This window comes from Paenibacillus dendritiformis, from assembly GCF_021654795.1.
GTDB lineage: Bacteria > Bacillota > Bacilli > Paenibacillales > Paenibacillaceae > Paenibacillus_B.
Map to the genome: position 1 here is coordinate 1950722 of NZ_AP025344.1, position 22940 is coordinate 1973661.

Annotated in this window: 21 protein-coding genes and 1 other RNA gene; 20 read left to right on the forward strand and 2 right to left on the reverse strand. The window is 57.0% G+C overall.

Annotated elements, in window-relative coordinates; translation table 11 throughout:
* The first annotated feature begins 175 nt into the window (after nucleotides 1-175).
* From glyQ to rnpB, 9 genes are all read left to right on the forward strand, one after another.
* Complete coding sequence (glyQ, locus tag L6439_RS08560; RefSeq protein ID WP_168178984.1) at nucleotides 176-1063, forward strand: glycine--tRNA ligase subunit alpha; 888 nt, start codon at nucleotides 176-178, stop codon at nucleotides 1061-1063.
* Complete coding sequence (glyS, locus tag L6439_RS08565; RefSeq protein WP_213469074.1) at nucleotides 1056-3128, forward strand: glycine--tRNA ligase subunit beta; 2073 nt, start codon at nucleotides 1056-1058, stop codon at nucleotides 3126-3128. Before glyQ ends, glyS begins: the two co-directional genes overlap by 8 nt.
* A 225-nt stretch (nucleotides 3129-3353) precedes the next feature.
* Nucleotides 3354-3833, forward strand: a complete 480-nt coding sequence (locus tag L6439_RS08570) for a YaiI/YqxD family protein (RefSeq protein ID WP_237096790.1) — start codon at nucleotides 3354-3356, stop codon at nucleotides 3831-3833.
* Nucleotides 3834-3855: 22 nt separating this feature from the next.
* Entirely contained in the window at nucleotides 3856-5721 is a 1866-nt protein-coding gene (gene dnaG / locus L6439_RS08575; RefSeq protein ID WP_213469075.1) for a DNA primase, read from the forward strand.
* Nucleotides 5722-5756: 35 nt separating this feature from the next.
* Entirely contained in the window at nucleotides 5757-6881 is a 1125-nt protein-coding gene (gene rpoD / locus L6439_RS08580; protein ID WP_168178980.1) for an RNA polymerase sigma factor RpoD, read from the forward strand.
* Between the two features lie 141 nt (nucleotides 6882-7022).
* The gene (locus tag L6439_RS08585) at nucleotides 7023-7910 is read left to right on the forward strand and encodes a hypothetical protein (RefSeq protein WP_213469076.1); all 888 of its coding nucleotides are present in this window, start codon (nucleotides 7023-7025) and stop codon (nucleotides 7908-7910) included.
* Nucleotides 7870-8643 carry a tRNA (adenine(22)-N(1))-methyltransferase gene (locus tag L6439_RS08590; RefSeq protein ID WP_213469077.1) on the forward strand — a complete coding sequence of 258 codons (774 nt, stop codon included), beginning with the start codon at nucleotides 7870-7872 and terminating at the stop codon, nucleotides 8641-8643. The genes L6439_RS08585 and L6439_RS08590 overlap by 41 nt, the downstream gene beginning before the upstream one ends.
* A complete protein-coding gene (locus L6439_RS08595) occupies nucleotides 8619-9734 on the forward strand; it encodes a Nif3-like dinuclear metal center hexameric protein (RefSeq protein ID WP_213469078.1) in 1116 nt (371 codons plus the stop codon). Before L6439_RS08590 ends, L6439_RS08595 begins: the two co-directional genes overlap by 25 nt.
* A gap of 54 nt (nucleotides 9735-9788) precedes the next feature.
* An RNA gene (gene rnpB, locus L6439_RS08600) (RNase P RNA component class A) lies at nucleotides 9789-10194 on the forward strand.
* 71 nt (nucleotides 10195-10265) lie between these two features.
* On the opposite strand, the gene L6439_RS08605 is transcribed toward rnpB, so the two are convergent.
* The gene (locus L6439_RS08605; RefSeq protein ID WP_213469079.1) at nucleotides 10266-12173 is read right to left on the reverse strand and encodes a S8 family peptidase; all 1908 of its coding nucleotides are present in this window, start codon (nucleotides 12171-12173) and stop codon (nucleotides 10266-10268) included.
* A 259-nt stretch (nucleotides 12174-12432) separates the two neighbouring features.
* On the opposite strand from L6439_RS08605, the gene L6439_RS08610 reads away from it, so the two are divergent.
* The 11 genes from L6439_RS08610 (at nucleotide 12433) to L6439_RS08660 (ending at nucleotide 21910) form a co-directional block, all read left to right on the forward strand.
* Entirely contained in the window at nucleotides 12433-12933 is a 501-nt protein-coding gene (locus L6439_RS08610; RefSeq protein WP_213469080.1) for a DUF3907 family protein, read from the forward strand.
* A gap of 159 nt (nucleotides 12934-13092) precedes the next feature.
* Complete coding sequence (locus L6439_RS08615) at nucleotides 13093-13299, forward strand: DUF1540 domain-containing protein (protein WP_168178975.1); 207 nt, start codon at nucleotides 13093-13095, stop codon at nucleotides 13297-13299.
* 24 nt (nucleotides 13300-13323) lie between these two features.
* The gene (locus L6439_RS08620) at nucleotides 13324-13662 is read left to right on the forward strand and encodes a hypothetical protein (RefSeq protein WP_213469081.1); all 339 of its coding nucleotides are present in this window, start codon (nucleotides 13324-13326) and stop codon (nucleotides 13660-13662) included.
* A gap of 490 nt (nucleotides 13663-14152) precedes the next feature.
* Nucleotides 14153-15310, forward strand: a complete 1158-nt coding sequence (locus L6439_RS08625; RefSeq protein WP_213469118.1) for a cysteine desulfurase family protein — start codon at nucleotides 14153-14155, stop codon at nucleotides 15308-15310.
* 24 nt (nucleotides 15311-15334) lie between these two features.
* Complete coding sequence (gene thiI, locus L6439_RS08630) at nucleotides 15335-16624, forward strand: tRNA uracil 4-sulfurtransferase ThiI (RefSeq protein ID WP_168178973.1); 1290 nt, start codon at nucleotides 15335-15337, stop codon at nucleotides 16622-16624.
* A 94-nt stretch (nucleotides 16625-16718) separates the two neighbouring features.
* On the forward strand, nucleotides 16719-17387 hold the full coding sequence (locus L6439_RS08635; RefSeq protein ID WP_213469082.1) for a TerC family protein: 669 nt from the start codon (nucleotides 16719-16721) through the stop codon (nucleotides 17385-17387).
* A 212-nt stretch (nucleotides 17388-17599) separates the two neighbouring features.
* Nucleotides 17600-18085, forward strand: coding sequence for a glutamate synthase (locus L6439_RS08640; protein ID WP_213469083.1), 486 nt, complete (start codon nucleotides 17600-17602; stop codon nucleotides 18083-18085).
* Between the two features lie 172 nt (nucleotides 18086-18257).
* Entirely contained in the window at nucleotides 18258-20099 is a 1842-nt protein-coding gene (gene typA, locus L6439_RS08645; protein ID WP_168178970.1) for a translational GTPase TypA, read from the forward strand.
* Nucleotides 20100-20136: 37 nt separating this feature from the next.
* Entirely contained in the window at nucleotides 20137-20427 is a 291-nt protein-coding gene (locus L6439_RS08650; protein ID WP_168178969.1) for a YlaH-like family protein, read from the forward strand.
* A 61-nt stretch (nucleotides 20428-20488) separates the two neighbouring features.
* On the forward strand, nucleotides 20489-20770 hold the full coding sequence (locus tag L6439_RS08655; RefSeq protein ID WP_168178968.1) for a hypothetical protein: 282 nt from the start codon (nucleotides 20489-20491) through the stop codon (nucleotides 20768-20770).
* An 18-nt stretch (nucleotides 20771-20788) separates the two neighbouring features.
* A complete protein-coding gene (locus L6439_RS08660) occupies nucleotides 20789-21910 on the forward strand; it encodes an LCP family protein (protein WP_168178967.1) in 1122 nt (373 codons plus the stop codon).
* Between the two features lie 351 nt (nucleotides 21911-22261).
* Here the strand turns inward: L6439_RS08660 and L6439_RS08665 are convergent, their stop codons facing one another.
* Nucleotides 22262-22804, reverse strand: coding sequence for a YhcN/YlaJ family sporulation lipoprotein (locus L6439_RS08665; RefSeq protein ID WP_168178966.1), 543 nt, complete (start codon nucleotides 22802-22804; stop codon nucleotides 22262-22264).
* Between the last annotated feature and the right edge of the window lie 136 nt (nucleotides 22805-22940).

Here is a 22940-nt window from a genome sequence, read left to right on the forward strand (position 1 = left end):
TGATTGCGGCTGACGCGCACATATTTATGGCGCAATGGCTGAGCCAATCGTTCAAGTAGGGTGGAACCGCGGGAAGATAACTCTCGTCCCTACGTCTGGCAGCAGACGTAGGGCGGGAGTTTTTTTGCGCGCTCGTCGGGGCTGCCGCGAATGTAAAGGCAAAGGAGAGAAAGCCATGAATTTTCAGCAAATGATTTTAACGCTTCAACAATTCTGGTCCGAGCAGAATTGTATCCTCGTCCAGCCCTATGACGTGGAAAAGGGCGCCGGGACAATGAATCCGATGACGTTTTTGCGCTCCATCGGGCCCGAGCCGTGGAATGTCGCTTATGTGGAGCCATCCCGCCGCCCGGCGGACGGCCGCTATGGGGAGAACCCGAACCGGCTGTATCAGCATCATCAGTTCCAAGTGATTCTGAAGCCTTCGCCGGACAATATTCAGGAGCTCTATCTTGACAGCTTGCGCCGACTCGGCATTGATCCGCTTCAGCATGACATCCGGTTCGTCGAGGATAACTGGGAGGCTCCGACGCTGGGCGCATGGGGGCTCGGCTGGGAAGTATGGCTGGACGGGATGGAGATTACGCAGTTCACTTATTTCCAGCAGGTCGGGGGCATTGACGCTCATCCGGTATCGGTCGAGATTACGTATGGGCTGGAGCGCCTGGCTTCGTATATTCAAGAAAAAGAAAATGTGTTCGATCTGGAATGGGTCGATGGGGTCACCTACGGCGACGTCTTCCACCAGCCGGAATACGAGCATTCGAAATATACGTTTGAAGTGAGCGACACGGCGATGCTGTTCTCGCTGTTCACGATGTATGAGCAGGAAGCGAACCGGGCGATGGCGCAGCATCTCGTGTTCCCGGCCTACGATTATGTGCTCAAATGCTCGCACACGTTCAATCTGCTCGATGCGCGCGGAGCCATCAGCGTGACCGAACGCACCGGGTATATTGTGCGGGTGCGCAATCTGGCCCGCCAGGTGGCGGCCACGTATTTGGAGGAACGGGAGAAGCTCGGCTTCCCGCTGTTGAAGAAGGGAGAGGAACGCCATGCCTAAAGATATACTGTTGGAGCTTGGACTGGAAGAAGTGCCGGCACGCTTCATGCGCCCCGCGATGGAGCAGCTGGAGAGCCGGATGGAGCGCTGGCTGAAGGAATCTCGGATCGGATTCGCCGGCATCCAAGTGTACGGGACGCCTCGCCGATTGGCGGTCATCGTTCGCGAAGCTGCCGATAAGCAGACGGATATTCACGAGGAAGTAAAAGGACCGGCCCGCAAGATTGCGCTTGACGTGAACGGCGCATGGACCAAGGCCGCGCTTGGCTTTGCCCGCAGTCAAGGCATTGAGCCGGAGCAGCTGTTTTTCCGGGAGTTGAACGGCGTTGAATACGTGTACGCGAACAAGAGCAGCATCGGGGCGGAGACGTCCGCCGTGCTGGGCGAAGGCCTCGCTTCGCTGATTCAGGCGATGACCTTCCCGAAAAACATGCGGTGGGGAGACAAGGAAATGCGTTATGTTCGCCCGATCCGCTGGATTGTGGCGCTGCATGGAACCGATATTATTCCGCTGGAAATCGCCGGCGTGAAGGCAGGGAACGTATCCCGCGGCCACCGCTTCCTCGGCGGAGACGTGACGATTGACGAGCCTGCTCATTATGTGGAATGCTTGCGCGGGCAGCATGTCATCGCGGATGCCGATGAGCGGGCGGCGGAGATTACGCGCCAGATTGACGCGTTGGCCGCGGAGAAAGGCTGGCATATCGCCGTCAAGGACGATCTGCTGGAAGAGGTGCTGTTCCTGGTCGAGTATCCGACCGTGCTGTACGGCACATTCGATGAAGCGTTCCTGCACATTCCGCAGGATGTGCTGATTACGTCGATGCGCGAGCATCAGCGTTATTTCCCGGTACTGAATGCGGAGCGGCAGCTGCTGCCATACTTCGTGACTGTCCGGAACGGCGACACGGCCGGACTGGATCAGGTCGTCAAGGGCAACGAGAAGGTGCTTCGCGCCCGCTTGTCGGACGCCAAGTTTTTCTACGAGGAAGATCAGAAGCTGCGCATTATCGATTGCGTGCACAAGCTCGATTCGATCGTGTTCCACGAGGAGCTTGGCACCATCGGCGACAAAATCCGCCGGCTGCACGCGATTGCCGACGCGCTCGCCCTGGCGGTGGAGACCGATCGGGAGACGGCGCTGTGGGTAAGCCGGGCAGCGGATATTTGCAAGTTCGACCTTGTAACGCAAATGGTCTATGAATTTCCGGAGCTGCAGGGCATGATGGGAGAGGATTATGCCCGCAAGGCCGGGGAACCGGAAGCGGTCGCCCGCGCCATCAATGAGCATTACAAGCCACGGTATTCCGGCGATCCGGCTCCCGACACGCTGGTTGGCTGCATTATTAGCCTCGCCGATAAGCTGGATACGCTCGTCGGATGCTTCGCCATCGGCATCATTCCGACTGGCTCGCAGGATCCTTACGGCCTGCGCCGCCAAGCGACCGGGATTGTCCAGGTGCTGCTGGAGCGCGGCCTGCCGCTGACGCTTCATATGATGCTCGATATCGCGCTGGATGTGCATGAGAAAGCGCAATTGCTGAAGCGGAGCAGCGAGGAGGTACGGCGGGATCTCGTTGAATTTTTCGGCTTGCGGGTGAAAAATGTGCTGGCGGACACCGTCCGGTACGATGTGGCCGACGCGATCATGGCCTCCGGCTATGACGATGTCAAGCAGACGGTAGCCCGCGCCGAGGCGCTGATGCAGGCCGTCGCCGCCGAGGAATTCAAGCTGACGGCCGAATCGTTCAACCGGGTATGCAATCTGGCGGCCAAGGCGGAATCGGAAGCGATCGATGCCGCCCGGTTCGAGCATGAGGCGGAGCGGGAACTGTTCGAGCGCTGGATCGAAGTGCACGAGGCGTATGAAGCGGCGTTCGCGGATGCGGCCGAAGCGCTTGCCGTGCTGGGACGGCTTCAAGATCCGGTCAACCGCTTCTTCGAGCAAGTGATGGTCATGGCGGAGGATGAGGCGGTCCGGGCGAACCGGCTGGCGCTGCTGGCCAACATCGCGGCCGATATCCGGCGGTATGCCGATTTCTCGAAGCTGGTCTGGGCATCCTGAACCTGCAACGCGGCCGGCGCAGCGTGCGCCGGCATAGCTGGAACATGAAGAAGATCTTCTTCGACATGTTCCTTCCTTTTTGCCCGGGCTTCGACAAAAAACGGCGAATTCCCTTCGGAAATTCACGTTTGCGAAGCAGGATTTTTACGGCTTACAGCGTATATAATAGTAACGGTGAAAATATAGCTTTCCGTTGATGCCGTCTTTATGAAATGGGTGAGTCGCATGTCTGACAAGCTTCGAATTGTGGTGGATGCGGATGCCTGCCCGGTCAAAAACGAGATTATCGCCGCTGCGCTGGAGCACGAGGCCGCCGTTTTGTTCGTCGCTTCCTATGCGGCGTTTGCCCCGGATTGGCAGTTGACGAACTGCGACATTCATACTGTCTTTGTCGATCAGGCGTTCCAGGCGGCGGATATCTATATCGCGAATGCAGCGCGGTCAGGAGACATAGTCGTGACAAGCGACTATGGGTTGGCCGCGCTCTGTCTGCCGCGCGGAGCTTCCGTATTGATGCCGCGGGGCGGGGAATTGACCGCCGATAATGTGGATGAATATTTGTCGAGGCGGCATTTTTCGGCCAAGGCCCGCAGGGCGGGGCTTCGCACGAAGGGGCCCCGCGCGATGAGCGAACAGGACCGGATCAGCTTCCAACATAAGTTGACAAAACTTTTGCAGCGGGAGCAGGAGAAATTGAGCCCGTAGCGAAATAGTAATACGTGTTTAGATGAAGGTGGTTGGACGAACAGTGAGCAATTACGGACTGATTCCCGACGAAGTGCTGGATGAAGTGCTGCAGCGCAATGACATTGTGGATGTCGTCGGCCAATATGTCCATTTGTCGAAGCACGGTAAGTATTTGAAGGGATTGTGTCCGTTCCACTCGGAGAAGACGCCCTCCTTCACCGTTACGCCGGAGAAGCAGATTTTCCATTGCTACGGCTGCGGCAAGAGCGGCAATGTCATTCATTTCATGATGGGCATTGAAGGATATTCTTTTCCGGAGGCGGTTCGGCGCCTCGCCGAAGCGGCGAACATGCAGGTTACTTGGGGCACGGGTTACGCGAAGGCGGAACGGGATCCTTACCATGAGGCGAAGGAGCGGTTGATCGAGGCTCATGAGCTTGCAGGGAAGCTGTATCATTATATTTTAATGAATACGACGCATGGCCAGGCTGCCCTTCAATATTTGCGGAACCGGGGAATCCATGACAAGCTGATCGAGCAATTTCAGATAGGGTATGCCCCTCCGCAGTGGGATACGCTTGTGCAGCTGCTCGGCAAGCGCGAATTCGATCTGGATGCCATGGAAAAGGGCGGTCTTGTCTCGAAGCGGCAGAACGGCAGCGGGTATGTCGATCGCTTCAGGGACCGGATAACGTTCCCGATTTGGAACCGGAATGGGCAAGCGATCGCTTTTGCCGGCCGAATATTGGGGGAAGGACAACCCAAGTATTTGAATTCGCCCGAGACGATGCTGTTCAACAAATCCAAAGTGCTGTACAACTTGCATCATGCCCGGCCTTATATTAAGCGAACCGGCCATATCATTCTGTTCGAAGGATATGCGGATGTCATCCAAGCCTGGGATGCCGAAGTGCAGCATGCGGTAGCGACCATGGGGACCGCGCTGACGCCCGATCATATTACTCAGATGAAGCGGATGGCGGACAGCGTGACCTTGTGCTATGACGGCGATGATGCGGGACAAGCCGCGGCGATGAAGGCGATCCCGATGCTGGAGGAGGCAGGGCTTCACGTGGCGGTTGCCATGATACCCGACCGGATGGATCCCGACGATTTCATTAAGGCGCACGGCGCCGAGCGATTCCGTCATACCATAACGGCGGCTGCGGTCACTCCTACGAAATTCAAGCTTATTTCTTTGCGGAGGAATCATATACTGCTAGAGGATGACGGCAAACGGCGCTTCAAGGATGAAGCGATGCGGGTCATAGCGGCGGTTGAATCGCCGGTGGAACGCGAGCTTCATTTGAAGGAGCTGGCCCAACAGCTCGATCTGCAGGGCGAGTCGTCGTTCGACGCGCTGAAGCAGGAGTGCGCCACGATAAGACAGCGGCAAAAAATGAACGGGCACGGGGATAATCACGACAATTGGTGGAATAATGGTAGAAATGATAAGCGTACCATTGCCCAGCCTGCGCTGCGCCCGGCCTATGTCTATGCGGAGCGGAGCCTGCTGGCTCTCATGTTCCAGGATATCGAGGTTGCCGATTACGTGGAGCGGCATCTTGGTGATCGGTTTAACGTAGATGATCATGCGGCACTTGCCGCTTATCTATATGCTTATTACGCGCAAGGCAAGGAGCCGGATTTCAGCCGGTTCCTGGCAACATTGCATGACGAACGCTTGGAGAAAGTCGCTGCCTCCATATCGCTCTCCGAAGTATCTCTTCGTTATGATACCGAGCTGCTGGATGATTATATTATGCAGATTCTTAAAGTGCCCAGACAGCGCGAAATCGAGCGCAAAAGAGAAGAAATGGTGCAAGCGGAACGTTCCGGCGAAGTATTGCGCGCGGCGCAAATCGCACAAGAAATTATAGCCCTAGAGCAAGAACTGAAGCGGTAGCAGGCGGATGATTCTAGGGAGGAGGGAGTCGGAAAATGGCGAATGATCAACATACTGGACTTGAAACGGAAACGGCGCTGGAACATGCGAAGGACCAGTTGATTGAACTCGGCAAAAAGCGAGGATCGCTCAGCTACAAAGAGATAGCCGAGAAAATGGCGACGTTCGACCAAGACCCGGAACAAATGGATGAGTTCTACGAGCAGCTCTCCGATCTGGGTATTGAAGTAAGTGAAGCCGATGATGAAATTGGCGTTCGTGCCAACGACCGCGACAACGACGATTCGGATGATTTTCATTTTGATGATGATCTGTCACTGCCGCCGGGCATCAAAATCAATGACCCGGTGCGGATGTACCTTAAAGAGATCGGCCGTGTTCCGCTCTTGTCGGCCGAAGAGGAAATTGAACTTGCCAAGCGGATTGAGCAGGGCGATTCGGAAGCGAAGAAGCGCTTGACCGAAGCCAATCTGCGGCTGGTCGTCAGCATTGCCAAGCGTTATGTCGGGAGAGGCATGCTGTTCCTGGATCTGATTCAAGAAGGAAATATGGGGCTTATCAAAGCGGTGGAGAAATTCGACCACAGCAAGGGATATAAATTCAGCACCTATGCGACTTGGTGGATTCGCCAAGCGATTACGCGGGCGATTGCCGATCAGGCGCGCACGATCCGGATTCCGGTTCATATGGTCGAGACGATCAACAAGCTGGTTCGCGTATCTCGTCAGCTGCTTCAGGAGCTCGGGCGCGAACCGACGCCGGAAGAGATTGCGGCCGAGATGGAATTGAGCGTAGAGAAGGTGCGCGAGATTATGAAGATTGCACAGGAGCCGGTATCCTTGGAGACGCCAATCGGCGAAGAGGACGACTCGCATCTGGGCGACTTCATCGAGGATCAGGAAGCTCTGGCTCCGGCGGATGCAGCCGCGTACGAGCTGCTGAAGGAGCAGTTGGAGGATGTGCTTGACACGCTCACCGAGCGCGAGGAGAATGTGCTTCGCCTGCGCTTCGGCCTGGACGACGGCCGGACGAGAACGCTGGAAGAAGTCGGCAAGGTATTCGGCGTTACGCGCGAGCGGATTCGTCAAATCGAGGCGAAGGCTCTCCGTAAGCTGCGTCACCCTAGCCGCAGCAAGCGGTTAAAAGATTTCCTAGAATAATGGTGTGCAAGAGACCTTCTGATGCCCTTGCCGGCGTGATGAAGGTCTTTTGCATAGAGGAAGCAGCGAAGGAGCCGCTGTCCTCGGCCAATCGGCCTTCACGGCGGACGGCGGTATGACGTTCCTGGAGGTGTACAGGCAATGGATCCTCAGCAACGCCAATGGATGGCCCAGGAGATCGCCCGCTGGCGGAAAAATCGGCTGCTGCCTGCAGCCTATTGCAATTTTCTGGCGCAGCTGTACGATGTGCCCCTGGAGCCGCAGGAGGAAGGAGCGAACGAGACCGTCCGTTCCTGGGCGGATCGTATCGCTTCCATGCGGACCACGACCTGGATGGTTGTTTTTATCATTTTTGTATTGTTTTGTCTTATCGGTTTTCATTTTACCGCTTTTGCGGCCCCAATGCAAATCAGCGTCATTGCGGCCCCAGCGCTTCTGCTGGCCGCCTTGGCATGGTCGGCCCGGAAGACGAGCTTGCGGAGGTCGCGCTGGCGGGCGCTGGCGGCTTGCCTGTGGCTGTCCGGAGGCGGATGGCTCGTGCTGAAGGTCCAGGGCTGGACAGCCTGGTGGGTGCCGGCCGCGGTCTGGCTCGTTGTCTCCGCGCTCCTCTGGCTGCTCTGCGGCATGCTGGCGCGTTCCGGACTGATGCAGGGAGCGGGCTGGCTGCATGCCGCGGCCGCTTACGGCGGGATCCTCCGGATCGTGATGCCGGACCTGACCCTGGCCGAGAGTCAATGGCTGTGGCTGCCGGAGAGCGCCTTGTTCGTCTGGATGGCATGGGCGGTTCACCGTCTGTCTCCGAAGGCGGCGGCCGGGCTTCTTATCGCCTCCGCCGGGCTCTGGTTCATGCCGGAGGCAGTCTGGACCGCGGCTCGCCCATGGAGTCAGCTGGCAGCGGATCAAGAGCTGCTGTCCTTCCTGTTGGGGAAATGGATCATCTTATGGTGTAGTGCTTTTTATTTCAGAAAACAGTGGGTGAAATGGATACGTGAACATCAAACTGTCCAAGCGGCTGCAGCAGATCGCTGATTGGGTGCCGGCAGGCAGCCGTCTGGCCGATATCGGCTCGGATCATGCATTGCTTCCGGCCTATCTGGCGGAACAACAACGAATTGAGATGGCGGTGGCCGGCGAGGTGAATCAAGGACCGTATGAGGCGGCCTGCCGCCAGATCGAAGGCGTCCGGCTAAGCGATCGGGTAAGCGTCCGGCGGGGAGACGGATTGGCGGTCATCTCGCCCGGCGAGGTCGATGTCATATCGATCGCGGGCATGGGCGGAGGACTGATCGTCCAGATTTTATCGGCCGATCCGGGCAAGCTGGCGGGAGTGGCCCGCTTAGTCCTGCAGCCGAATGTGGGCGAGGCCCATGTCAGAGCCTGGCTGCGCCGGGAAGGTTGGAATCTGGCGGCGGAAGCCTTGATCGAGGAAGACGGCAAGCTGTATGAGGTGCTGCTGGCCGAACGGGCGCGCAGCAAGGAAGAGGCCGCACGGCATGATCGCCGCTTGTACGCTCCCCGCGAGTTGAGTCAGCAGGTGACGTTGACCGAGGATTGGCTGGTGCAGCTCGGCCCGATGCTGTCGGCTGCCCCAACGCCGGAGTTCATGAAGAAGTGGCAGCTGGAAGTTCGCAAAAGAGAGCGCATTCTGCGCACGATGGAGCAGGCTGCGACGGAAGAAGCCAGGCAGCGCCGCGCGATGTTCGCGGACAGCCTGGCACAATTGGAGGCGATATTGGCATGTATGCACACGCGCAAACCGTAATTCAGTGGATGGAGCAGCTCGCTCCCAAATCGATGGCGGTTCCCGATGACCGCATCGGCCTGCAATTGGGCACCTTGAACAAAAAGGTGTCCCGGGTGCTTGTCGCCCTGGACGTGACCGAAGAGGTCGTCGATGAAGCGATCCGGCTGGAGGCGGAGCTCATTATTGCCCATCACGCCATTATTTACCGGCCGCTTTCCCGCTTGCAGACCGATACGCCGGCCGGCAAGCTGATGGAGAAGCTGATCAAGCATGATATCTCGGTTTATATTACTCATACGAATTATGACATCGCTCCGGGGGGGATGAACGATCTGATGGCAGATCGGCTCCAACTGGGAGAGGTGGAGGTGCTGGAGAAGCTTCACGAGGAACCGCTCCAGAAGCTGGTCGTCTTCGTGCCGGCCACCCATGCCGATTCGGTGCGGATGGCGATCCTGGATGCCGGGGCGGGCCATATCGGGGCTTATAGCCATTGCAGCTTCTCCCAGCCGGGCACGGGAACGTTCCAGCCTCAGGAGGGGACCAATCCGTTCATCGGCGAATCCGGGAAGCTGGAGTCGGTCGAGGAGGTGCGCATCGAGACGATCGTTCCGAAGTCGCGCCGCAGCCGGGTGCTGCAGGCGATGTTCAAGGCCCATCCCTACGAGGAGGTCGCCTATGATCTGTATCCGGTCGATCTCGAAGGGACGGTCTATGGACTTGGCCGGGTGGGCAAGCTGCCGGCTCCGTTGACCTTGCAAGCCTTTGCCGAGCAGGTGAAGAAGGCTTTCGACGTGCCGCATGTACGCGTCGTAGGAAACCCGGAACGCGAAGTGAAGAAGATCGCTGTGCTGGGCGGATCCGGATCCCGCTATGTACGGCATGCGGTGTTCCATGGGGCCGATGTCCTCGTCACGGGCGACGTGGACTATCATACGGCCCACGATGCGCTGGCTGCGGGGCTGGCCATCATCGATCCGGGCCATAACGCCGAGAAGATGATGAAGGAGGATGTCGCTTCGCGTCTCCAGCAGGCTGCTGACAAGCATGGCGTGAAGACGGTCTTCCATGCTTCCTCCGTAAATACCGAACCGTTTCAATTTATGTAAAACTTACTGGTTGAGTTTCTGGACAGAACCTAGTATACTAACGAATGTTGACGGAAAGTTTGACAGACAATCGCTGGTGACATGCGTCACGAGAGGAAAGTCCGGGCTCCGTAGGGCAAGGATGCTGGATAACGTCCAGTCAGCGCAAGCTGAAGGATAGTGCCACAGAAATGGACCGCCGATGGCCGTCTTCATGACGGCACAGGCAAGGGTGGAACCGTGGTGTAAGAGACCACGAGGAACGCTGGTGACTTCGTTCCTGGTAAACCCCATCTGGAGCAAGACCTAATGGGACGCACGCCTGTCTATACAGGCACCTCGGCCCGAGGCGCGTCTGGGTTGGTCGCTTGAGCGGTGCAGTAATGCACAGCCTAGATAGATGATTGTCGCTTAGTAGTGGAAGGGTTGCCCCCGCGATACCACGATGAGTACAGAACCCGGCTTATGGCAAGCTTTCCGAAGCTGCAACTTTTTTATATTACCCAATACACGAACACACCCGCAGGATTTTCCTGCGGGTGTTTTACTTATTTACATGCCGATGAAGCGGGAGATGAAGCGGTTCAGCTTGCGTTCGATGTTTTGCGGGTACAGGGACAGGGAGGAGTTGCCCTGCTCCGCCATGCTCAACGCCCGGGCGACGTCGATTTTGCCATAGCCGAAATCGATGTCCTTGCCTGGCGTGCCCAGATCCGTCGCACTCTGGCGCATAATCTCGTATACCTCGGTATTTTTGAGCCCGGGGTTGATTGAACGTATCAGGGCCGCCAGGGCCGTGACATGCGGCGAGGCCATGGATGTGCCTGACAAGGCGGCATATTGATTGTTCGGGTAGGTGCTGGCGATCGAGGTTCCCGGCGCCACGACATCAACGTAATTGCCGTAATTGGAATAAGAGGCGCGCTTGTCATCGGCGTCGGTCGCAGAGACGGCGAAGACTTCGGGATAAGCTGCCGGGTAACCCGGTCGCTTCGTATTATCGTTGCCGGTCGCGGCGATCAGCACGACATCTCGATCGAAGGCGTATTTGACGGCGTCATGGAGGAATGCCCCATCCACATAGTTGCCGAGGCTCAGGTTAATGACCTTGGCTCCGTTATCGGTGGCCCAGATAATCCCTTCCGCAACCGAATAGGTCGTCCCCGATCCGGTGCTGTCCAGCGCCTTGACCGGCAGGATCGGATTCACCCAAGTCATGCCGGCCACGCCTTCCCGGTTATTCACATTGGCTCCGATAATGCCGGCCACATGGGTGCCGTGGCCGACATCGTCCTGCGGCGGAGCTCCCGGATCGAACACATTATAGCCGTTCAGCAGACGGCCCTTCAGATCATGATGCTTCAAGTCGACCCCAGTGTCGACGATCCCGATAATGACATTATCGGCCCCCTTGCTGATGGACCAGCCCCGGTTCGTCTGAATACTGGGCAGATTCCATTGATAGGGCTTGTACAGGACGTCATTCGGTTCTTCGACCGCCACGCCGGCCGGCTCAGTGCGAACCAGCGGCAATATGCTGGTCGGGCGGCTCTCCCCGTTCGTCATGTACAGAAAATGGGGCTCGACATACAGCGGATCATACTGAGCGAAATATTGGGTCATTTGTTCCGCCGTCATCCAATGGGAACGGAATACATAGGTGGCTCCGATCCGGTGCCTGCGCGGCTCTTCGCTCCCGGTCTCCCGCATCATGCGCTTCAACGCCTCCGGCGTCGGCTCGTCCCGGAACCGCACCACGACTTCGTTCTCGTAGTAGTGGCTCGTACCGGCATTGTCTTCTCCATCCTTGACTTTCACGTCCCGCATCGAATCGGCATCCACGGATTTGACCCGGAACTTCGATTCGGGCGGATAAGGGACAAGGCGCAAATTTTTCTGTTGCAGCTTGCGCACGGTCTGAACGACATGCTGATTGACGAGGGCCACGATCGCGTGCTGCTTGCCCGGGGCCGGTATCCCCATTACGATATGATGCTTGCCTTTTATGGTCAACTGCGGGGATACGTACGATTCCTGCTTTTTGACGGACGATTCGGCGATTTTTAACTGCTCCGCCAGCTTTTGATTGCCGGTCCGCGACTCGTCCTTCGGCAGCTTCCCCTTAACCCATTCCGTTCCTTTGCCGGAATCGATCCATTTCATATAAATGAAATGGGGGTGGGCTTGAATGAATTCCTCGGCGAGCGTGTTCATCTGCTTCGGTGTCTGCCCGTGCCACTCTTCAAGCGCTGTATCGATATCTCTGCGGGCGTCCATGGCGAACAAGCGCTCCGTAAAATGCATATCCTGTTGAAGGACCTGATTTTTGATATGAGTTTCCTGCATCGCGGAAGTACGTCCGTTCTCCACCGGAGCCCGGTTCGCGGACCACAATAACGGGATGGCCAGAACCGCCGTTCCCAGAGCGGCAATGCCTACCCAATGGCGGGGTTTCAACATATGATGTTCCTCCTTGTCCGGGCCGTATCCAACCGCTCCGGCTGCACTGAACATGGGTTGTGTGCGGAGCGCGGGGCATGGAAGATTTGGCTTTAGCTTGAGATGTTGGGGGACAAATTATTCGGATGGCACAAGGAAGCCAAACATTGGCTGGGTCAGTACCGTTTTGCTTTGATTTATGGTAGGATAAAATGGCAAAACGGTATCCGTTTGGAGCGTTCAGGTATGCAATGACGCGATTAAGGGAGGAGCTTTTTCCATGTCAGCATCCACGGTAAGACAGCAATGCGAGTTGGCCCGGGGCCACGTGGCGCAAGCAGCAGACCAATTGGAGCGGTTTTTGAACGGGCATACGCTGGCCCAACTGGCCGGCGAGCGGACAGATGAACAAACGTTGGCTTTTTACAAAGGACTACTGGCAGATTTCCGGCATTTGCTCGTTTTTTCCGAGGTCAGTTACGAGCGGCTCGGCGTCGCGCTGCGGCGGGCGAATTTCGAGCAGGCGTTTGCGGAGAAATCGCTGTATGAGCTGTATCATCATTGCGTCCATGCCTTCTTCAATCCGAAGCATGAAGCGTACACCGAGGATGGGCGGTATGCTTATACCGGCCGGGAAGCGATCCGCTTCCGCATGACCCCCGATCCTGAGGTGAAGCGGCTGGTTCGGGAATTGTCCCGCCTGTTCGAAGAGCTTCGGGAGGAGCTAAGCTATTACGAAAGCGATTATATGTCAGAGCGGCGCATGCAGCTTACCCAATGACTGGACGAAGCTTGGGCGGCGGTCGGCCGGACAAATATCGGAATTAGAGTCAATGACGCTTCGGGTTGGAACGGAGCGTCTTTTTGTGTTGGAAATGGCAGGGCGGCACGGCATAGGGGCGGCGGCGGCGGGACATCCTGTGTAGCGGAGGTGACTGACATGAGTGACAAGCCATTGGTGAATTGCAGTGTATCCAACTGCAAGTTCTGGGGCGATTACCGCTGTCAAGCCAGCGAGATTATGATTGAAATCGACAAGCATGCAGCCGCGAATCTGAAGTCGGAATTCGGCGAGGAGTATGGCCCTCACAAAGATATAGCTTCCAAATCATCGGTAACCTGCTGCCAAACATTTGAACCGAAATAACCGAGGGAACGGGAGGGACAATGCATGAAAGCGAAAGGCCGCCGCCACAAAAAGAACCGCCAGCGCGAGTCGATCGCGCGCGATACCGAATTTGCTGCTGACACAGCAACGCTGCCGCCCGCGGAGCCGATGAACGCTGACGCTGAGAAAAAACGGGGAAAAATCGATCATATTTCCGGAGTGGGCGCCGTTGCCCTGGGGTTTTCTATTGTATCAGTCATTATGTTTCCATATGTGCTTGGCCTGAGCGGCATTGCGCTTGGAGGCCTGTCGTATTTGCAAGGGAGCCGATCATTGGGGATGACCGCCATCATCGTTGGGAGTTTCGCCATCGTTCTTCGCCTGCTGCTGGCATCCATGTAATCACACTCTGTTCAGGGCTTGTAACCGCTGCGGCGGGGACAAGCTCTTTTATCATCTAGCAGAAGGCCGCCGTTCCTCACATCCACTTCAAAAAAGATGGTGCGAACCGAAGAAAACGTGTAAAATAACAAGTAATGTCGAAGTTGCAGGGGATCAACAACGGCGGAAGCGGGGAATAAGTGGCGCGCTTCCCATGCTGTTTTGATCTTTTTTGTTTCCAGAGGATGTTCTCACTCTTGAAAAGCGTGTGCTTCCGAAGCATGTTTCCTGCGGAAACAGTGCAGCTGCTCCTGTCGTCGAGCCTGGACTGCGCTGTTCCTTGCAAGTTTTGCGGAGCAAAACTCGCTTTGGAAGCATAGGCTTCGAGTTCTTGCAACCTTCTCGGTGCTGACAAAAGGCCTTTTTGAACGTTCTTGAGAAGGGTGTTCCTCAATTCGGCATAGGAACACGGTTTATAAGGAGGATTAGCTTGAAAACACCAGCGGCGTCAATGGTATATTTTGATCATAGCGCATCCACGCCTCCGCATCCGGACGTCATTCGGACGATGGCGGAAGTGATGGAGCAAATATATGCGAATCCCTCTTCGATTCACGAATTGGGAGGCCAGGCGGAGCAACTGGTCCGGCGGGCGCGGGAAGTCGTGGCCGGCGCGTTGAACGCGTCGGGGTACGACGTCATTTTCACGTCCGGGGCGACCGAGAGCAACAATATCGCCATATTGGGGACCGTGCGGGCTCTGGCCGGGGGCCGCTCGCGGCATATTATCACATCGGCCGTCGAGCATGCCTCCGTCTATGAATGCTTCCGGGAGCTGGAGCGGGAGGGCGTCGCCGTCACGTATTTGCCCGTAGATGAGCATGGGCGCATCCGTCCCGCTGAACTGGAAGCGGCCATCCGGCCCGAGACGGCGCTCATTTCGCTGATGCATGTCAATAATGAGACGGGATCGGTGCAGCCGCTTGCGGAGGCAGGCCGCATCGCGCGCGCGCACCCGGGGATCGTGTTCCACGTGGACGGCGTACAGGGCCTGGGCAAGCTTCCGGTCGATCTTGAGGGTTGGGGCGTGCATTTGTACAGTCTCTCCGGCCATAAAATCCGGGGGCCCAAAGGAGTCGGGGCCTTGCTGCGGCGGGGACAAGCTCCGCTGAAGCCCTTATTCGCGGGAGGAGCTCAGGAGCACCGTCTCCGGCCGGGCACCGTCAATGTGCCGGGCGTGATCGCCCTGTCCAAGGCGGTACGTCTCGCCGTCGAAGAGCAGCCGGCGAATTACGAGCGCTGGTCCGAGCTGCGCGGGCTGTTGCTGCGCCGGTTGGAGCAGGTGGAGCCGCTTGTGGTGAACAGTCCGCCGCTTCCGCTGGCCGCGCCGCATATCGTCAATCTGTCGTTCCCCGGCATGAAGTCCGAAGTGGTGGTGCATGCGCTTGAAGAATCGGGCGTTATCGTCTCCACCCAATCGGCATGCTCCTCCAAGCTGCACCAGCCGAGCCGGGTGCTGATGGCGATGACGAACGATGCGGAACGAGCGGCGAGCGGACTTCGCATCAGCATGGGAGCCGATACCGATGCGGCGGGCATCGAACGGCTGGCCGACGCATTGGAGGAAGTGACGAAGCGGCTCGCCCCGATGCGGACAAGCCGAAGATAAACAGGGGAAAGGATCGAACGAGCTATGAATTACGATATGATACTTCTCCGATACGGGGAATTGGCCATTAAAGGAAAGAACCGCGGCAGATTTGAAAAGGCCGCCTACCAGCATGTCAAATTCGTGCTGGCGCCGTTCCCGCAGGCCAAAATTATTCGGGTATACGGCCGAATGTACGTGGAATTGAACGGAGAACCGATAGATGAGGTGGTTGGCGCCTTGCGGCGGGTGTTCGGCATCGTGTCGCTAAGCCCGGTGAAGCGGGCTCCCTCGGAGCTGGAACCGATTGTGGAGACGGCGCTGCAGCTTATGGCCGAGATGAATCCTGGGGAAAACACGACCTTCAAGGTCACGGCCCGGAGAGCCTGGAAAGCCTTCCCGCATGGATCGCAGGAAATGAATCACCTGGTCGGCGCCCCGATTCTCCGCAAATACCCGCAGCTCACCGTCGATGTCCGCCAGCCCGATATCGAGCTGCATGTCGAGGTGCGCGAGGAAGGGACCTATCTGTTCAATGAAGTCATACCGGGCGCGGGGGGCTTCCCGCTGGCATCCAACGGGCGGGCCATGCTGCTGCTGTCCGGCGGAATTGACAGCCCTGTGGCCGGGTACCAGGCGCTGCGCAAAGGTCTGGAAATTGAGGCGATTCATTTCCACAGCTATCCGTTCACGAGCGAACGCGCCAAGCAGAAGGTGCTGGATCTGGCCCAGGTGCTGGCCAACTACGCAGGACGGATGCGGGTTCACCTCGTCCCGTTCACCGAGATTCAGACCCGGCTGCATCAGGAAGCGCCGGATAATCTGATGATTACGCTCATGCGGCGGGCGATGATGCGCATCTCGACCCGGCTGGCCGAACAGCGCAAAGCAGGGGCCCTCATCTCGGGGGACAGCCTCGGACAAGTGGCGAGCCAGACGCTCGGGAGTATGAACGTCATCGGGCGCGTGACGGATCTGCCGCTTCTGCGTCCCCTCGTCACGATGGACAAGAATGAAATTATCCGCATTGCGGAGCAGATCGGAACCTATGACCTGTCCATCCTGCCTTACGAGGACTGCTGCACCTTGTTCGTGCCGAAATCGCCTTCGACGAATCCGAATCTGCGCGTCGTCGAATATGCCGAGTATTCGTTGAAGGATTATGAAGCGCTGCTGGAAGCGGCCGTGGAACAGACGGAGTCCCTCGTCCTCCGGGCAGGGGGAAGTCCGGACCAGGCGATTATTCTGTCCGGACCGGGCCGGCAAGATTTGTCGGCAGCGGAAGCGTCCGGCAAGCCGGACAGCGAGCCCGCCCGGACGGATGACTGGTTCTAACTGGCCAGACCGGATTCTCTTGGGGTTCGTGTCCAAAAAAACGTCATAGCCTGTCTCCTCTGTTCATACATGTAGTAGTCAGGGGGGACGGACTGTGGACTCTGTATGGATAATTGGGGAAATATTGCTAATCAATATGGTGCTGAGCGGGGACAACGCGGTTATTATCGCCATGGCTTCCCGCCATCTTCCCGTTCATTACCGCCGCCAAGCGGTATGGTGGGGCGTGGGAGGGGCCGTGCTGATGCGCTGCGCGCTTACGGTTGCGGCGGTCACGCTGCTTCGAATCCCGCTGCTTCAGGCGGCAGGCGGAGCGATGCTCTTCGCCCTGGCTGTCCAACTGACCGCCCAGCCCCGGCAGGAGCCGGATGCGGTGAGAGAGGCTGGGTCCTTATGGACGGCGATCCGCACGATTTTGATCGCGGATTTCGTGATGAGCTTGGACAACGTGCTGGCTATCGCAGCGATTGCGAAGGGGCGAATGGAATTCGTTATCCTCGGCATTGCGCTCAGCATCCCCCTTATCGTATGGGGCAGCTCGATCATCAGCCGCTGGCTGGAGCGCCTGCCGCTGCTCCTGTATGCGGGAGCGGGGATTCTGGCGTACACCGCCGGGGAGATGATTGCGTCCGATGCGAAAATCGTCGCCTGGATTGACCGGTCGGGTCTTCGCTTGGAAGAGAGCCTTCCTTGGGTACTGGTCGGACTGGCATTGCTTCTCAGTGTATTTTTGCGCGGCAGGGGCAAGATCGGAACAGAATAACACCCGTTTGGCGCGAGAATGCGGTGCTGCACACAGCCGCTGCCCCTTCGGGGAACGGCTGTTTTTTTGCGCCGTTTGCGGATTTTGCAAATTTTCAGGTGATGGTGGTATTTTTCCGGACTTTCATATACACTAGAAAAGATAAAAATGACGCATCGAACGCCGCACTCTGTCTAGCCACTCGTAACCATGATGCATGGAGGTATTGTCGAATGGGCAAAAATCAACAATTTATCGGCATCGTCATCCTCGCTGCAGGCTTATTTATATTGTTGGGCAAATGGGGAGTCTTTGCTTTTATCGGCGGCACCTTGTGGCCGCTCATCATGTTTCTTGCCGGAGCGGGCGCCTACGCTCTCGTTCGGGCGAGAATCGCCCCGCCGGTTGCCATGGTGCCTGCCGGCATGCTGACCGTCTACGGCGTCCTGTTCATGCTGACGCATTGGATTAGCGCCAGCCTGTTCATATGGCTCTGGCCTCTGCTTCTGGTTGGGGTCGGGGCAGGGCTGTACGGCTATTATGTAGAAGATCCGCTCCATCCGAGGAACGCATGGCTCGGCTCGATGTTGTTCGGCGGGGCAGGGATCGGCATTTTTATCCTGATGCTCATGATTACAATCAGCCTTTACATGATTGCGATTGCGCTCATCGTGGTTGGAGCCGCTCTCGTGTTCGGCCGCTTGGGCCGAAGATATTAAGAGGCTTGGCGCCACTTGCCGCCGCTTGCCACGACATGAAGACACTATTCCGTCCGAGTAGAAACGCCGCCTCAATCCGGCGTTTTTCTTGATGAATCTCCTTGTTCGTCTTCCGGCGCGCGAGGATGATTCCAATGCTTGTCATTCACATCCAGAAGGGAAAGGTTCAAGTATGCAAGATCGACAAAATATTCGCAATATCGCTATTATCGCCCACGTTGACCATGGCAAGACCACGCTCGTGGACAAGCTTCTCCAGCAGTCCGGAACGTACCGCGAGAATGAAGTGGTTCAGGAACGCGTCATGGACTCGAACGATCTGGAGCGTGAACGCGGCATTACCATTCTGGCCAAAAATACGGCGATTACGTATAAAGATTACTTGATCAATATCGTGGATACTCCGGGTCACGCCGATTTCGGCGGAGAAGTGGAGCGCATTATGAAAATGGTCGACGGGGTTCTCCTGGTCGTCGATGCCTTCGAAGGCTGCATGCCGCAGACGAAGTTCGTGCTCCGCAAAGCCCTGGAGCATAATCTGACGCCGATCGTCGTCGTCAACAAAATCGACCGTCCGAATGCCCGGCCGCATGAAGTCATTGACGAAGTGCTTGAATTGTTCATCGAACTCGAGGCCAATGACGACCAGCTCGATTTCCCGGTCGTCTACGCGTCCGCTCTGAACGGGACATCGAGCTTGTCGCCCGAGCAGCAGGACAGCAACATGCAATCGCTGTATGACACGATTGTGGAGCATATCCCCGCTCCGGCGGAGAACCCGGATGAGCCGCTCCAGTTCCTCGTTACGCTCCTGGATTACAATGAATATATGGGCCGGATTGCGATCGGGCGCGTGAACCGGGGCCGCATCCGCCAGGGGCAGGCCGTCGCCGTCATCAACCGCGAGGGCCAGATGAAGCAGGCGCGGATTGAGAAGCTGTTCGGCTTCCAAGGATTGAAGCGGATCGAGCGGGACGAGGCCGGAGCCGGAGATATCGTGGCCATTGCCGGAATCAAGGATATCAATATCGGCGAGACGCTGGCCGATCCGGCGCATCCGGAGGCATTGCCTGTCCTTCATATCGACGAGCCTACGCTGCAGATGACCTTCGTAGTGAACAACAGTCCGTTCGCCGGAAGAGAAGGGAAATGGATTACGTCCCGCAAGCTGCGCGAACGGCTGATGAAGGAACTGGAGACCGATGTCAGCTTGCGGGTGGAGGATACCGACAGTCCGGAGGCCTTCATCGTCTCCGGGCGGGGCGAGCTTCACTTAGGGATTCTGATCGAGAATATGCGCCGTGAAGGCTATGAACTCCAAGTGTCGAAGCCGGAAGTTATCGTAAAAGTGATCGACGGCAAAAAAATGGAACCAATCGAGCGGCTTGTTATCGACATTCCTGAAGATTGCACCGGTCCGGTCATGGAGAGCTTGGGCACCCGGCGGGCCGAGATGGTCAATATGATCAACCATGGCAACGGCCAGGTCCGCCTCGAATTTCTGATTCCGGCCCGCGGACTCATCGGTTACCGCACCAACTTCCTGACGCTGACCCGCGGCTACGGCATTATGAACCATGCGTTCGACCATTACGGTCCTTATGTCGGCGGCCAAGTCGGCGGACGGCATCAAGGGGTGCTGGTCTCGACCGAGACGGGCACAAGCACCATGTACGGCATGTTGTCGGTCGAGGATCGCGGCGTACTGTTCCTTCAGCCGGGAACTGAGGTGTATGAAGGCATGATCGTAGGCGAGCATAACCGCGACAACGACATCGTCGTCAACATCTGCAAAGAGAAGGCCTTGACGAACGTCCGGTCGGCGACGAAGGATGAAACGGTCCGCATGAAGACGCCGCGCCTGTTCTCGCTGGAGCAGGCTCTGGAATATTTGAACGATGATGAATACTGCGAGATTACTCCGTCCACGGTCCGCCTGCGCAAAAAAATTCTGAACAAGAGCGAACGCGAACGGGCAGAAAAAGTGCGCAAAATGTCCGAATCCCATGTATAATGGGATTTGGACAACGTTGGAAAAGGAGTGACCCTCGATGCAAGCGTGGTTGGCATCCCATCCATATATAAGCTATGTGCTTATTTTTGCGTTCATGGTGTACATCTTCAATAAAGTGTTCCGTACGCAGCAGAAGCTGCCCTTGCTCAAAGAAATTTTCGTGTATCTGTTTATGGCGGTCGGGGCGTTCATTCTTCTTATTTTCCAGATCGACAAGCTGCCGATCGTGCAGTGTCTGTCCGTGGCTGTCATCTTAATGTTCATGGTGCGCATCCGCTACTTCATGGAAGAGCGGCGGCGCAAAAAAGAAGCGAATAATCAAGGCTGATTGAAGTTGACCCGCTGCCGCGAAGGCAGCGGGCATCTGAACAGAAGGGACGAGGGCGCATATGATGAAGCTGCCGGTTGCGCTGTTCAATTGGCTGCAGATTAAGATCGTGGCGGATGCCCGCCCCGAGGACGGGGCGGCGAAGGAGACGGTTGCTTTTTTTGAGGATATTTTGCGCGAAGATCATCGGCTGGGCTTCGTCGCCGCGGAATGGAGCGAGGCGGAGGACAGCTATGTCGTAACCTATGAACAGGATGGGGCTGCGCATTCCGAGCGGTTCGAGCGGGAAGAAGCGGAACGGCTCTGGAAAGACATCGAAGCGAATCCGAAATACAACGAGTAACATGATGTGGGAGGAACTATGAATTCATCGACACCATTGCCGCCGAGAAAACAACAGAGCGCAAAAGCAGCTTCGGCCCGCAAAGGCATGCCGAAATGGCTAAAAGGCATTCTCATAGCGATTATCATTTTATCTCTCGGCGTCATTAGTTACGCCGGATACATATTGCTGTATGCGAACAAGAAGCTGGATGAGATCTCCACCGCCAAGGTCGGAGGAGAGGGAGCGAGCACGGTTCAGGCCACGCTGACGCCGAAGAGCGAGCCCTTCTCGTTCGTGCTGCTCGGGCTGGATTACCGGCCGGAGCTTCCGGGGAAGCGGACGGATGTCATTATGGTCGGCGCGATTCATCCCGACACCCAGGAAGCGGTGCTCGTGTCGCTGCCGCGGGACACGTACTTCAATATTCCGGGTTACGGACCGGATAAGCTGAATCATTTTTATCCTAACTTTTATGTGATGAAAGAGCGGGGCACCTTGGACAGCGAGACGCCGGAGGACGAGATGCGGGTGATGCTCGGCCAATATTTAGGCATCGATCTCGACTATACGGCCGTCATCAACTTCAAAGGCTTCGTCGACCTGGTCGATGCGGTCGGCGGCGTCGATGTCAATGTCGATCAGGATATGTGCTACGTTGACAAGGAAGACGGCACCAATATTAATTTGAGCAAGGGCTTTCAACATCTGGACGGCAAAAACGCGCTTGATTTCGTCCGTTACCGCAAATCGAGCTGGCGGTGCAGTCCTCAGACGCCGGGAACAACCGATTTCGACCGGAATAAGCGCCAGAATGCCGTGCTCAAAGAGATCGTCAGCAACATGCAGTCGTTGGGCGGCCTTACCAAGGCGACGGATGTCATTGACGCTTTGGCGGACAATTTCACGATCGATATGCTGCCGTCCCAGATTCGCAGTGCCCTGACAACGTATATTACGATTGATAAGGATAATATTCATTACATCTCGGTCGACGGAGACTGGAAGAGTCCTTATATTTATCCGTTCGAGGATAAATTGGAAGAGGCCAAGCAGGCGCTAAAGGACGTTCTGGCAGGCAAATCGCTTAAGGAGCCGGCCGTTCCGGAGGGAACGGAGGAGCCGGCGGAGACGCCAGCTTCCCCTTCCCCTGCGGCCTAGTTATACAAGTTGTATGCAATTTTTGCTTCATCGATTAATACAATAGAGTGACAGGTAACGAACTTGTGTAGGAGGTTGAAGCCATGCCGAAGCAGCCATCCGCGATGCACAATGGACAGCAGGACAGCATGCTGAATCTGGCGGGGAGCCGCATGCTGCGGCCCGATGCCGATAAGGCCGGCCTGGCGCGCGCCTATGCAAGGGGCAAGATCGGCACCAATGCAAAAAGCCTAGTACATACTAGGCTTTTTGCTGCATTTGGGTACGCTCGGCGGTTGTCTTGCCTGGCCCGGAAGCCGCCGCGCGCTCGATGGGCTTCAGCTTCAGGCCCCTGCGCGTCCCAACCGGCGGTTAACGCCCCTGCTGGGAGCGGGTTCCGTCTTTCGGTGCCGGCTCAGGCGCATTCTCGCGGATCTGCTTCACATGGCTCGGAACTTGAGGAACGATGCGTCCCACAATATCGGCGAGCTCGTTCGCGAAGCCGGATACCGGCCGCCCCTGGCGAATGTCGGCAGCCATCTCGCGCAGTCTTGCATTAATGTCCATGTCGGCTGTCACAAGGGCGTTGGCGCCATATTTATCCTTGCTCAGAGCCTCGGCCACGGAATACTTGATGGTTCCGACGCGGGAACGCTCCATCTCGGAATCGACATCAATGCCGACAATAGCCGTATTTCCGAAGACGACGCAATTCGCGCTTTTCACGCCAGGCACTTTGCGCGCCAGATCGGCCAGATGCTGGCTGACCGCCCCCGCGTCTCGAATGTTGCGCTTGCCGTCCTGGATTGGCTGCGCCTGTCCTCCGGAGTAACTTCCTGGCGTCGCTTGCCTGTTCGCATTGCCGCATCCGGCGAGCATTCCCACGATCACGATAGCAAGTAGCAATCTATGCATCACGTATCAACCTTTCCTTTTGTTTGACAATAAAAAATGAGACTTCCGATTGAGTATAGTGTGAACGGCCGCGGCATTTTTTATGTAATGCAAAAATGAATCGCCATGCCCTCCCTCTTGGAACGGTCGGTTCGGC